We start from the raw sequence: 12,366 nt of genomic DNA, 5'->3' as shown, positions 1-12,366 counted from the left end.
TGATCAAGGATGGCAATATCAACACGATTTTTATCACAGGTTTTTAGAGAGTAAGGGAATTCAGCCATCTATGTCACGTAAAGGTAACAGCCCAGACAACGGCATGATGGAATCTTTCTTTGGCATTTTGAAAGCGGAAATGTTTTATGGTTACGAGAAGACGTTTAAATCACTTAATCAATTGGAACAAGCTATTGTAAACTATATTGATTATTACAACAACAAACGAATTAAGGTAAAACTAAAAGGACTCAGTCCTGTGCAATACAGAACTAAATCCTTTGAATAAATTAATTGTCTAACTTTTTGGGGTCAGTACAAGATCCCTACCTCACTTTTTATTTGCAATCAAACTTTGACGCGGTAGCCGATTGGACTTTTTGTTCGTCTTTTAGACTCCAAAAACTCCTAATCATCTTCGCGGGGCTGGGACTACGAAATCGAGACTTTGTCTACCGATTTCTTTCCCACCGCCTTTTCTTAATTAAAATCGAATGATTTCTCTTGTTTTTTCATATGAAGAAACAAAGCGATTTGTTACTCCTGGTTCAGCTACTTCCAAAGCTTGGGAAATCTTTTCGAAAGATGCTTGATAATCAAAGGCATTTTCAAAGATTTCTAAAGATTCATGGAAGGCTTGTTGAATCCCTTCATCAAATGATCTGTAGCGGTTAGAATATTGAAGCAATTGCTCTGTCAAGGTTGCATATTGCACAATACTGTAAGTTTCTGTTTCCAAAACTTCCATATCATGTGATGCAATTTCTAGGATACGATTAACAGACTCAATGTTGACTTGTGACTGTTCCAACTCTGCCATCAAATCCTCAGTACTATGGCTAGCAGCAAAGAACAATTTCAAGAAGTTCTGTGGAATTCCTGGAAGATTTCTCTTTTCCATGTAACGCTTAATGGTGTGGAGTCGATTAACGTAGACATTTGCCTTTTGACGAGCATTGACATCGTCTTTTTCAATCTGCACTAGTCGTTCACTAACCGAAACTTGATCATCTTCAATTTCCTTCAATGCAGCTTGAATATTTTCTAAACGTTCCTCTAATACAGAGTAGGGTTCAGAATATTCCTCTTGTTCTGAGGTCATATCGCTGATGGTGATATCTAAAGAATCTAGGTCTGCTTGAAGACGACGAACGTGATTTACATCACTCTCAGACATCAAGTAAGTTTTGCTCAAGCGTTCAATATCTTTCACCAATACCTGATTGTTGTCTTTTAAGTGGTCAAGATAGGTTGGAAGTGTTGCTAACAAGTTCTCAACAACCTTATGTGCAGCAATTTCTCTCGTGAAGATATCATAAAGAGCATTGATTTCTTCTTGAATCTGAGTATTTTCATATTCAGCATTGTCCAATTCCAATTTTTTGATATTTTCTTGGTTGGTCTTCAATGCTTCATACAATAACTGCAAACGAGATTCAATGTCAGTTTCTACAAAGTGATAGTTGGCATCAAGCAACTTACGATAGCCAGCCTCTAGATCTTCAAGTTGATCAGGGAGTTCAGTCGTTAGTTTAGTAACAATTGCTGGAATTCTCTCTACGATATGTGTTAAAGCGAGAATATGGTTTTCAGCATTATCTAAAATTCCTGCTGCTTCAACTGGATCTCCTGAAGAGTTTAGCGTCACAAATTGAGAAAATTCTGATTGGATGTTCTCCAATTGTTTTTCAATTTCAGGAAGTGCTTGACCATATTTCTCAGAATCTTCTGCAACTGTTTTCTGCAGGCTTTCAAATAAATCTAAAGCATGCAAGACACGACCACTATTTTTGGATTCTTGTTTTTCTAGATCTGCCAAAGCATTTCGAATGGAAGCAATATCTTCTTCGATAAGGGTAATTTGGCTTTCAATTTGATCAATTTTGTGTTGAGCTTTCAAAAAGCGAAATGAATTATTGTAGCCTTCTGCTTCAAACAGATTATTCTCAATATCCGCAAATGAGTTGAGTGATAGGTCTACCCATTTTTGATTCCACTCTCTAAATGCAATCTGACTTTGACCAATCAGATGCATATTCTTAACAGCTTCAACTTCATCGTTAACTGGAAGGTTATACAACTCTTCCTTTCTTCCTTCTAGTACTGCGAGCCTCTTTTCATTTCGTTTGCGTAACAAAATCGCTACAACATAAGCAATGATCAGAAGAGTCGCGATTACAATCATAATAATAATCAACAGATTATCAGACATATCAAACTCCTTTTTATACTTGAAACAATTGTAATGATTATATCATATTTTTCAAACCATGGGAACTATTTCCAAATTTTTTTAAACGTCAAGCGTACTGTAAACAGCATTTTCTTCAATAAATTCTCGACGTGGTTCTACACGGTCACCCATGAGCATATCAAAGATTTTATCTGCTTCTGCAGCATCATCAACTGATACACGCGCCATGAGACGATGTTCTGGGTTCATAGTTGTTTCCCAAAGTTGATGGTCATCCATTTCTCCAAGACCTTTATAACGCTGAATAGTTGGTTTTGAACGTCCTTCACTATAGCGAACCAAGGCTTCCTGTAGACGGATTTCTTGATCTGCTCCAGGTTGGATGTATTCTTTAATTTCACTGCCGACCTTAACACCGTAAATTGGTGGTTGAGCGATATAAACATAACCTGCTTCTAAAACGGGTTTCATATAACGATAAATCAAGGTTAACAAGAGGGTACGGATGTGAGCTCCATCGACATCGGCATCCGTCATGATAACGAGTTTTTGGTAACGGGCCTTGCTAACATCAAATTCAGCACCAAAGCCTGTTCCCATAGCTGTGAAAAGGCTACGGATTTCTTCATTGGCAAGGATTTTATCCATGCTGGCCTTTTCAACGTTGAGGATTTTACCGCGAATCGGTAAAATCGCTTGGAATTCACGGTCACGACCAGACTTTGCAGAACCTCCCGCTGAATCTCCTTCGACGATGAAAAGTTCAGTTTCAGCTGGATTGTTTGAGGAACAATCTGCTAATTTCCCTGGAAGGTTTGAAATCTCTAGACCAGATTTCTTACGAGTAACCTCACGCGCACGCTTGGCTGCTACACGCGCCTTAGCTGCCAAAATCCCTTTTTCAACAATCCGCTTAGCAATCTGTGGATTTTCCATTAGGAAGTCTGAAAATGCTTCACTAAATAGGCGGTTAGTAATCTTGACAACTTCACTATTTCCAAGTTTAGTTTTCGTTTGTCCTTCAAACTGCGGATTTGGATGCTTCACAGAGATAACGGCAGTCAATCCTTCACGGACATCCTCACCTGTTAGATTATCTTCATTGTCTTTGAGGAGTTTGTTTTTACGAGCGTAGTCGTTAATGACACGGGTTAGGGCTGTACGGAAACCTTGTTCATGTGTTCCACCCTCATGTGTATGAATGTTATTGGCGAAACTCATGACATTTTCATGGTAACCGGTTGTGTACTGCATGGCTACTTCAACTGTGATATCATCCATTTCTCCATCAGTGTAGATTGGCGTATCAAAGATGACATCCTTGTTTTCATTGATATACTCAACATAGCTCGCAATCCCACCTTCGTAGTGGTAGTGTTTTGTTTGTTCAAGTCCCTCACGTTTGTCAGTGATGGAGATTTGAAGGCCACGGTTCAAAAAGGCTAGCTCCTGAATCCGCTTGTTTAATTTATCAAAATCAAAAGTTGTTGTTTCTGTAAAAATCTCTGGGTCTGGAATAAAGTGTACTGTTGTACCTGTTTTATCTGTATCTCCAATCACCTCAAGGTCAGCAACAACATGTCCACGACGGTATTCTTGGTAATGGATTTTTCCATTTTTGTGAACACGAACATCCAACTGAGTTGAGAGGGCATTTACAACGGATGAACCTACACCGTGGAGTCCACCTGAAACCTTGTATCCGCCACCGCCAAATTTACCTCCAGCGTGAAGAACAGTAAAGACAGTTTCAACGGCAGGACGGCCTGTCTTTTCTTGAATATCAACAGGGATACCACGTCCATCATCAACAACCGTGATAGAGTCATCTGGCTCAATAAAAACCTGAATATGACTAGCAAATCCCGCCAAGGCCTCATCGATAGAGTTATCAACGATTTCCCAGACTAGGTGGTGTAGGCCTTCTTTTGAAGTCGACCCGATATACATTCCAGGACGCATACGAACGGCTTCCAGACCTTCCAAAACTTGAATCTGACTGGCATCATAGTCCTGTGCCTGTTGGTTTTTGATTTCTTCTGTCATTTTTTCCCTTTTTCTTACATTTCTAATACTTGTCTCAATGTCACGATATTTTCAAAGAGATGCGTCGCTAAGCCAGCCGCTTGTCCAGCTTCAATATCGATAGGACGATCACCAATAACGATGCCAGAGCTTATCTTGTACTTATCTCGCAAATAGATCATAGACTCTGGATTTGGTTTTCTCTTAAAGCCAGAGCTAGCTGTTACTACTTCTGTAAAATAGTCAGCAATTCCAGTCTTTTCAAGGATTTCCAAAACTTGGTCATTGCGATGCGAAACTAAAAAGTTCCGTCCTCCCTGGTCTGAGATTTCCTCCAATAAAGCAGGTACTCCCTCAAACAAGGCAGGATGTTCAAGCTCTCGCGCTTCATTTTCCTGATATTTTTCTAAAAAATGCTCTATTGTTGGGGCAAATTGGTCAATCGCAAAAGCAGTTGACACTTTCAAGGCATTGTAAACTTTATCATGTTCTTCTTCGATTCCAAATTGAGCTAATGTTTCCACAAAAGCAGCGGTCGAAGTCTCATAATTATCAAGTAAAGTCCCACCTAAATCCCAGATGTAATCGTGATATTTCATACCCTTCATTATAGCATTTTTTTATCAAAAAAGCGACGATTTCCTTCTATTTTAACAGTAAAAAACGAGAAGAATCCCCTAATTGATAGATTCCTCTCGTTTTAGTTAATCTAATCCAAACACATCACGATAGAGCATGGCTTCTCTCAAAGCATCTGCATCTCCACCAAGTTGTTCCACTAAGTTATAAGCAAAGGCAAGGGCAGTTGCTGGCCCGCGACTAGTAGTCAGCTGACCATCAACAACTACTGTTTCCTTGCGATAGTGACCATCAGCAATTTGCTCTTGGACACCATCATAGCAGGTGAACTCTTTATCCTTGAGGAGACCAGCTCGATTCAGTACAATTGGTGCTGCACAAATGGCTGCTACTTTTTTACCAACTTGCTCAAATTTTTGAAGTTCAGCAATCAAAAGTTCATGATCGCGTAAATTTGCTGATCCTGGCATACCCCCTGGTAAGACAATCAAGTCGTAGTCAGATAAATCACCATCAAACACACGATCAGCTTGTACTTGAATGGCATGTGATCCCGTCACTTGGGCTTCAAAACCAACCATATGACAAGTAATATTGGCACGACGTAATACGTCCACAACTGTTAGGGCTTCGATTTCTTCAAAGCCATCTGCTAAGATAACTGCTACTTTAGCCATGATTTACTCCTTATTTAACTTTTTTCAAAACAACTTTCTTCCGTTTAAATCTTGTCTTACCGCTCTTTTCTTCGGCTAGATGCGTTTGATAACTCATCGATAGAAGCAAACCAACACCAATTAGATTACTGATAATGGCTGAGCCCCCTTGGGAAATAAATGGCAGAGGAATCCCTGTCAGTGGCAGCAGACCTGTCACCGCACCGATATTTTCAAAGATATGGAACAAGAGCATCATAATGAAGCCAGTTGAAATGTAGGTATAAAATTGATTATTGGACTTGAGAGTGATTTTTAGCATTCGATAGATAAGTAGAAGATAAAGTGTAATTACGAGGACAGAGCCGATAAAACCAAAATCTTCTGCAATGACTGTAAAAATCATATCACTCTCACGAACGGGAATGAGGAGATTGGATACATTAAAGCCTTGACCAAACAAGCCTCCACTACCGATGGCGATTTGCCCTTGCGCTTGTTGATAGGTGGTCGTTTGTGCATAATCAAAGGGATTGAGCCAAGCAAGGATACGGTTGATCTGATAGGTTGGCATCCCGATTTGATGTATGAAAGCACGCCCATCTTTTGTGATGAAAATTGCTAAAAATCCTGCAATTCCCGATACAGCTGTTACAAAAATTGGAATGATGATTTTCCATGATACCCCAGAAAGCAAGACCAGTCCCGCAAAGATTGCGACAAAGACCAAGGCTGTTCCTAAGTCACTCTGCAGGGCCAGTAAACCTAAAACTGGTAGCGTGAAGATAATCATCCACAGTATCAAGAGGAAGTCTAAAGGAATCGTTCGTTCACTTTCCTTGTGTTTCTGTGTGAATTGAACAATGACCCGAGCCAAGATCAAAATATAGGAAATTTTCATGAATTCGGAAGGTTGGAAAAGCGTCACTCCACCGATTGATACCCAGTTTTTTGCTCCCGTTGCTGCGACCAAACTAGGGTTATAGAAAACCAAGGGTAAGACCATGAGGACTAGACCTAGGGCATAAAGATAGGGAGTCGCCTGCCATAAAAATTTTGTATTAAAGAACATGACTACAAAGCTGATAAAAATTCCCAATACGATCCAAGCTAGTTGCTGACCGAGAATAGGCCAAATATTATGTGGATAGTCATGGCTGACAGCAATGTAAATAGCCACCACTCCAATCACTAGCAAACAGAATACTGGTAAAATCAAACTATAATCGACCCGAGAGTCGAGAGAACGTTTCATAAAGGTCTCCTTCATTCTTTCAGATGTTTATTTCATTGTTTGTGTAAAAATTCTTGAACTTTTGAGAATACTTGCTCTTTGCCAACTTCTCTCACTCGACTAGTCTGTGACAAAGCCTTGCTAATCTGCTTTCCATATCGTTTGCTTGTCATTCGGCTATCCAAGATAAGGACAGAGGAACGCTGTCCAAGACGACGCATGGTTCTACCAATCGCTTGTTTTAGGCGAATAATAGCCATCGGCAGTTGATAGTCGTAGAAAGGATTTTTCCCTTCAAGACGCAGTTCCTGATTCATTTTTTTCGTAAAGGGATCTTCTGGATTTTGGAAGGGCAAGCGTGTCACCACTTCAATCACTCGAGGATGAGTCGCAAAATCAACTCCCTCCCAAAAACTTCCTGTCCCTAGTAAGAGTTGAGAGTCCCCTCTTTCAAATCGTTTCTTGAGTTGAGCAGGATCTCCGTTCTTATACTGAGCTAGATGAGTCAGAGATAGAGAGTCTGATACCTTCAACAAAAGGTCTTTTGAAGTGAATAACACGAGCATGGGTTCTTCAAGATAAGACAAATCTTCCAGCACTTCTACAAGAGCCTGAGCATAGTCTTCTTGAGAGGTTTCTGTCACCAATGGAAAATCCTTAACAACCAAAATTTCTTGATTTTCTTGAAAATTCTCATCTAATTTGTCAAAAGCTGCATGCGGGAATCCCATTAGTTCTGGTAAAGATACTCTGCTACTAATTTCCAAGGTCGCAGAGACAGCTAATAGCTGACAAGTCTCTGGAAAAATCTGTGAAAAGAGCAGACGTTGATTGCAACTGGAAGAAATGACAACCTTCTTGCTAGACAAGTCTGAGGCTGATAGCCAAAATTCTCCATTAGTGCAGAAAAATCGCTGATAGTCCTGGAAACCTTGAACGTCTAGCTCAGAGAAATCCTGTTGGAGTTGTGCCATGGTTGTCGCAGGGCACATTCTACGCTTACCAGATAGGAACTGATCCATCAAGTGACAAAACTCAAAGCGAATACTCTCCATCAAGCGTCTCTGAAGAGTTCCTTTTTCTCGAACTAAGGCTTGATCTAGCTGGTCTACTATGTCGTTTAAAACGAAACTCTTCTGCGAAAGATTTTCCAAGGTTAATAAGATCTTCTGGGCCTCATCCAAGATCAAGAGACGGCCCTCTAGTAGACTGGGATCGTCCTCAAGTCGGGTAACGAGATAAGCATGATTGGTCACAAGTAGCTGGCAAGAGCGAGCTTTTTTCTGCCCCCGTCTCCAAAAATCCTCCAACCAAAAGAGAGAAGCTTTGGGAAGATTACCATCATGCACCAAGTTTGTCAAAAATTGCTGGTAACGGTAAAGCTGGCCAATCTCATCTAGATCCCCCGTTTCTGTTTCAGTCAACCAAACTAGAAGTTGCATCTTGAAACGTGTGTACAAGCGATTGGACTCTTCTTCCTCTAGCGCTGCGTGAAAGGCATCTAGTTTTAAGTAATTTTGTGGTCCTTTGAGACTATGAATCGAAAGGTGAAAGACCTCTTCCAATCTACGAGCCTCTTCTTGCATGACTTGATTTTGTAGAACTTTAGTAGGAACACTGATGAGGATTCCTTTTTCGTTTTCCAACGCTAAAGCCGGCAACAAATAGCCGTAGGTTTTTCCAATTCCAGTCTGAGCTTGCACAAAGGCAATTTTCTCATTCTGTAGAAAATCTTGAACCTTTTGAGCAAAGCTAGCTTGCGGGGCTCTATCTTCCAAATCCAACAAGGCAATATTGGTTTGGAAATCTTTTGAGAGTTTGCGTGGAGAAAGGGCTGGTTTTTCCTTTTTCAAAAACAGACCCTGCACCTCAACTAAGTCATGTTCAACTAGGATGGACTGCTTCTGATAAACTTCCTCAATGACCAGATAAGACTCATATAATAAACCATCTGACAAACTTAACAAGCGCTCCAATAAGCCTTTTGGCAGTTGAAACATTTTTTGTCGCATACAGAGAAAGAGTTCTGCTGTTGCTTGGGCATCTGATAGGGCAGTATGGGCTTTTTCTAGTGAAATACCCAACTCTTGACAGAGAATCCCCAGGTTATATTTTTCCAGCTGAGGATAAAACACCTGAGCCAACTCGACTGTATCGATACGGGGAGTGCGCAATTCATAGCCCTCAAAAAAGAGAAATTCTGCCAACAAATTGGCATCGAACTGAACATTGTGCGCAACAAAAACACCGTCCTTGACCAAGTCAAAAATTTTTCCAGCCACCTGAGAAAACTCTGGTGCCTCTGCTAGTCGCTGGTCGGTCAAGCCCGTTAATTCTTTGATATGAGAATCCAAAGGTTCGTGGGGATTGACATCCGTGGCATATTGGTCAACAATCTCGCCATTTTCAATGACCACGATTCCTACTTGGATAATTTTTGCCTTGCTTCCGGTACTGGTCGCTTCTAAATCCACGACAACATACCGATCATTTCTAAAATTCATCATTAAAAATTATATCAAAATTTACAGCATTTGACATCCATGAACTTGATTTGAAGGATCAAGTTTCTTGCAAGTTTTGAACAAAAATGATTGAATAGAAGTGTAGAAAAGGAGGGACATCATGAACCCATTAGGTTTGTTTAATCAAGTAAAAGAGCTAATCGAGAAAAAAGATTTGGCTGCCGCAAAAACCTTTGTCGAAGAAAATAAGGACCAACTCGGTGAGTATCTTAACCAAGCACAAGCTTTGGTTTCAGGCTCAGAAGGACTTAACGGTCTTGTAAATAAGGTCAAAGGCCTCTTCTAATCATAACCACCCGTCTAACGGGTGGTTGGTACTAGGGCTATAAGATAAATTACCAGTCAGCGCCTAAAAACGCTGCCTTTCACTTTGTTCAAAGCTCATTGCTCTTGACTCATTACTTACCTCTTAAAGAGGCTTTAGTACTACTTATCACTATCCCTAAAGGGATCCTCATATTCATTTATCTAGTACTATATCATGCTTTACTCGTTCCCAAATTTTCATACTTGTGAAGAAATCATCCACTGGATAATTTCTCTCATCTTGAATACATTTCTTAATTGTGGCTTCATTAAGCACTACTTGTGCTTAAGTAATAACCTTCTGCCCCAAAATACCGATTCCCAAACTTGTACTTGTTTATCAAACATCATGAGTGCTCTTTTACCTTTTAAATAACCGATGAAACTAGAAATACTTACTAACATATGTACATGGTCTGGCATTAAGTGACCATCGATAATTTCAATTCCTTTATAACTACACAAGCGATGAAATATCTCTCATAAACTACTTCGATATTGATTATAGATGACTTTTCGTCTATACTTAAGCTTGAACACCCTTATTTTATCGCGTTTGGAGTTTTTGGATATAACCATCTATACGCACCCACATAGTGGGTGTTTTTTTCATCTCGCACCTAGCGGAGTGAGACGAACTGAAAGCCATATAATAAAAAAGACCGATTCAAAATCATTAGAGAATACAATTCTAAAATTGAAATTTTTCGTGCTAATTCTATGAAATCTTGATTTTCTAATAAATTTGTACTTATTTCCTTCAACCTATACTAATACCCCATTGTTTCAAGTTTGTAATTAAATCAAAAGTATTAGATATAATTTAAAAATCGTGTTTTAAGCTCTCGTTGACCAATATCATAGTTTGCTATTTAAATTTAACTAAAAAAATCATTATACAAATCAATCTACTAAAGATGAATTTATGGTATACTAATGATAATAAATAGTTATCGGTAGGAGAATGAAAAATGAGCAATCAATATCTTGAAAATAATTACAAAATTAAGTTAATTGAGTCATCATCCGATATTGACTATATTGATTCTGTTAAGATTTATTCAAGAGTTACTCCTTCAGACATTAGAACAAACACAAATGAGCTAACATATTGGTTAGATAATAAAACTGTAGAATTTGAGAGCTACTTTTTTTCTCTCTTCCTAAATGATACAAATATTGGCTTAGCAATGTGTACATACTTAAAGTCCACTAAAACAGTCGTAATTGAGTATATAGCTGTTGAAGATGCATACAGAAAAAATAATACTTACCTTAGCTATTTAAATGAACTTAGAATGTTTATATCAAGCTTATTAGAGGTCACATATTTCATTTGTGAAATCAGTAATAAGAATAACGGAGTTGAAGTTGACGATGAGAGTAAAATATTTAAAACTATTCTATCAATAGAGAATTTTTTCACTATAGATGCTGATTACCATACACCACCTTTAGGGATTAATAATGAGTTCAGCAGCTTCGAAGCTAAATTAATGATTAATTCAAATACTAACATAAAGACGATTCCCAAAGAGACTTATATTAGAATTATCCAATCTTTATATTTTGAATACTATATAAATTGGTATACACCGTTTTTTAGTGAAAGTGAAAGACTTCAATACAATAAGCAAATCCAAAATACTTTTGCTAGTATTCAAAATAAACTTGAAGAGTTGCCTGAACCATTGCAGTTTATTGAAGTTCATAAAGATAAAATCAAAAGTGCAGGTAGCGTTGAAAAGCTACCTGCACCTAAAAAGAAACTAAACCATAGTTTAACATCTATGTTTATATCAATATTCGTCTTTCCAATTGTTATCATTATATATTATAAAGTATTTAATTATTTTGGAATTGATACAACTACAAGCTTTACCCCAATAATTGGTGGAATTTCTAGCATAATCGTTAGCATACTCCCGTTCTTACTAAAAAAAGATACTGTCTAGTGAATTTTAGTACATTTCAAAATTATATTACTAGAACAGTTCCGGATTCCTGGAAAAAATTTAAAAATCTTATCTAGTCTAGTGAACTTTGCTGCAAAATCGTAGTTATTTGTTATTCTCAGAATGATAGAACTTATTATATGAAATTGCTGTTTTTTATTAATTTGAAATCCTTGTGATTTCAATAAATTTTCAATATATTTTATAGAAAAAATCCAATTACGATGTCTAGTCTTTAAGTAATCCGTTTCAATTATAGAGACGGATTTTTTATATTTATTACTTCCAAAATACTCGAAACTATTGCTAGGTTCAAATTCTAAATATAAAGTACCATCAACTTTTAACACACGCTCAAATTCACTAATCACTTTGCTGGCATCACAATAATTTATCACCGAACCTACACAGATAATATGGTCAAAGTACTTATCGTTAACAGGAATGTTCTCTACATTCCCAATAATTTTGTTAGAGACTGCACTTAATGTTTTTTCAGCAATATCCATATGGATTGTGTATCCTGATAAACCGTATGTATTCCCCCCCAGATCCGGCATTCAGAATAATTTCATCATTAGTAAAAGTACAGTTTTTCTTTAAAAATAAATCAATTGACTTATTCGTATATCTATACCAATTGTTATACCAGATAACTTCATGTTCATTATAAAACTTTTCTATTTCAACTAAATCTACTTTAGTATTCACTGTAACTCTCCTACCGATAACTATTTATTATCACTATACAAAGCACCCAAATAGGTTTATAATAGCATGATTATTGATGAAGGAGATTTTCATGGATTATAAACTTATTTCTACTTACTTAGATTATTGCAAAACTCATAAACGTTTGAGTTCACATACGATTCGAGCTTATAAAAATGAT

Annotated in this window: 10 protein-coding genes and 2 pseudogenes; 4 read left to right on the top strand and 8 right to left on the bottom strand. The window is 37.9% G+C overall.

What is annotated here, in order from left to right:
• Positions 1–289 (top strand): IS3 family transposase (locus QM374_RS10150; RefSeq protein ID WP_414311665.1); only part of this gene is annotated, 289 nt, incomplete at its 5' end.
• Between the two features lie 195 nt (positions 290–484).
• Here QM374_RS10150 and ezrA read toward each other — a convergent pair.
• The 6 genes from ezrA to QM374_RS10120 form a co-directional block, all read right to left on the bottom strand.
• Positions 485–2,212: a septation ring formation regulator EzrA gene (gene ezrA, locus QM374_RS10145; RefSeq protein ID WP_414311664.1), complete on the bottom strand. Its 1,728-nt coding sequence runs from the start codon at positions 2,210–2,212 to the stop codon at positions 485–487.
• A gap of 81 nt (positions 2,213–2,293) precedes the next feature.
• Positions 2,294–4,240 carry a DNA topoisomerase (ATP-hydrolyzing) subunit B gene (gene gyrB / locus QM374_RS10140; RefSeq protein ID WP_414311663.1) on the bottom strand — a complete coding sequence of 649 codons (1,947 nt, stop codon included), beginning with the start codon at positions 4,238–4,240 and terminating at the stop codon, positions 2,294–2,296.
• Positions 4,241–4,254: 14 nt separating this feature from the next.
• Positions 4,255–4,818, bottom strand: a complete 564-nt coding sequence (locus QM374_RS10135) for an HAD family hydrolase (protein ID WP_414311662.1) — start codon at positions 4,816–4,818, stop codon at positions 4,255–4,257.
• A gap of 105 nt (positions 4,819–4,923) precedes the next feature.
• On the bottom strand, positions 4,924–5,475 hold the full coding sequence (locus QM374_RS10130) for a DJ-1 family glyoxalase III (RefSeq protein ID WP_414311661.1): 552 nt from the start codon (positions 5,473–5,475) through the stop codon (positions 4,924–4,926).
• A gap of 10 nt (positions 5,476–5,485) precedes the next feature.
• The gene (locus QM374_RS10125) at positions 5,486–6,709 is read right to left on the bottom strand and encodes an FtsW/RodA/SpoVE family cell cycle protein (RefSeq protein WP_049549695.1); all 1,224 of its coding nucleotides are present in this window, start codon (positions 6,707–6,709) and stop codon (positions 5,486–5,488) included.
• Between the two features lie 32 nt (positions 6,710–6,741).
• Positions 6,742–9,195: a bifunctional DnaQ family exonuclease/ATP-dependent helicase gene (locus tag QM374_RS10120; RefSeq protein ID WP_414311660.1), complete on the bottom strand. Its 2,454-nt coding sequence runs from the start codon at positions 9,193–9,195 to the stop codon at positions 6,742–6,744.
• Between the two features lie 118 nt (positions 9,196–9,313).
• Between QM374_RS10120 and QM374_RS10115 the strand changes: the two genes are divergently transcribed.
• Positions 9,314–9,499 (top strand): hypothetical protein, encoded by a 186-nt coding sequence (locus QM374_RS10115; protein WP_414311659.1) that lies wholly within the window; start codon positions 9,314–9,316, stop codon positions 9,497–9,499.
• Positions 9,500–9,639: 140 nt separating this feature from the next.
• On the opposite strand, the pseudogene tnpA reads toward QM374_RS10115, so the two are convergent.
• Positions 9,640–10,098 (bottom strand): annotated as a pseudogene (gene tnpA, locus QM374_RS10110) (IS200/IS605 family transposase).
• 392 nt (positions 10,099–10,490) lie between these two features.
• Here tnpA and QM374_RS10105 point away from each other — a divergent pair.
• Positions 10,491–11,474, top strand: coding sequence for a hypothetical protein (locus QM374_RS10105; protein WP_371559108.1), 984 nt, complete (start codon positions 10,491–10,493; stop codon positions 11,472–11,474).
• Here the strand turns inward: QM374_RS10105 and QM374_RS10100 are convergent.
• Positions 11,471–11,983 (bottom strand): methyltransferase domain-containing protein, encoded by a 513-nt coding sequence (locus QM374_RS10100; RefSeq protein WP_250317695.1) that lies wholly within the window; start codon positions 11,981–11,983, stop codon positions 11,471–11,473. The genes QM374_RS10105 and QM374_RS10100 overlap by 4 nt on opposite strands.
• 293 nt (positions 11,984–12,276) lie before the next feature.
• Between QM374_RS10100 and QM374_RS10095 the strand changes: the two are divergent.
• Positions 12,277–12,366 (top strand): annotated as a pseudogene (locus tag QM374_RS10095) (integrase); the annotation flags it as partial.

Origin of the sequence: Streptococcus infantis, from assembly GCF_047465525.1 — a bacterium.
GTDB classification, from domain to species: domain Bacteria; phylum Bacillota; class Bacilli; order Lactobacillales; family Streptococcaceae; genus Streptococcus; species Streptococcus infantis_R.
The sequence above is the reverse complement of the archived record's forward strand: the minus strand, read 5'-3'. Positions and strand labels throughout refer to the sequence as shown.

Bases quoted from the DNA above. Each gene is read 5' to 3' on its own strand.
- QM374_RS10130 (WP_414311661.1), bottom strand. From the start codon at position 5,475: ATGGCTAAAGTAGCAGTTATCTTAGCAGATGGCTTTGAAGAAATCGAA.
- QM374_RS10105 (WP_371559108.1), top strand. From the start codon at position 10,491: ATGAGCAATCAATATCTTGAAAATAATTACAAAATTAAGTTAATTGAG.
- ezrA (WP_414311664.1), bottom strand. From the start codon at position 2,212: ATGTCTGATAATCTGTTGATTATTATTATGATTGTAATCGCGACTCTT.
- gyrB (WP_414311663.1), bottom strand. From the start codon at position 4,240: ATGACAGAAGAAATCAAAAACCAACAGGCACAGGACTATGATGCCAGT.
- QM374_RS10135 (WP_414311662.1), bottom strand. From the start codon at position 4,818: ATGAAATATCACGATTACATCTGGGATTTAGGTGGGACTTTACTTGAT.
- QM374_RS10115 (WP_414311659.1), top strand. From the start codon at position 9,314: ATGAACCCATTAGGTTTGTTTAATCAAGTAAAAGAGCTAATCGAGAAA.
- QM374_RS10125 (WP_049549695.1), bottom strand. From the start codon at position 6,709: ATGAAACGTTCTCTCGACTCTCGGGTCGATTATAGTTTGATTTTACCA.
- QM374_RS10100 (WP_250317695.1), bottom strand. From the start codon at position 11,983: ATGGATATTGCTGAAAAAACATTAAGTGCAGTCTCTAACAAAATTATT.
- QM374_RS10120 (WP_414311660.1), bottom strand. From the start codon at position 9,195: ATGATGAATTTTAGAAATGATCGGTATGTTGTCGTGGATTTAGAAGCG.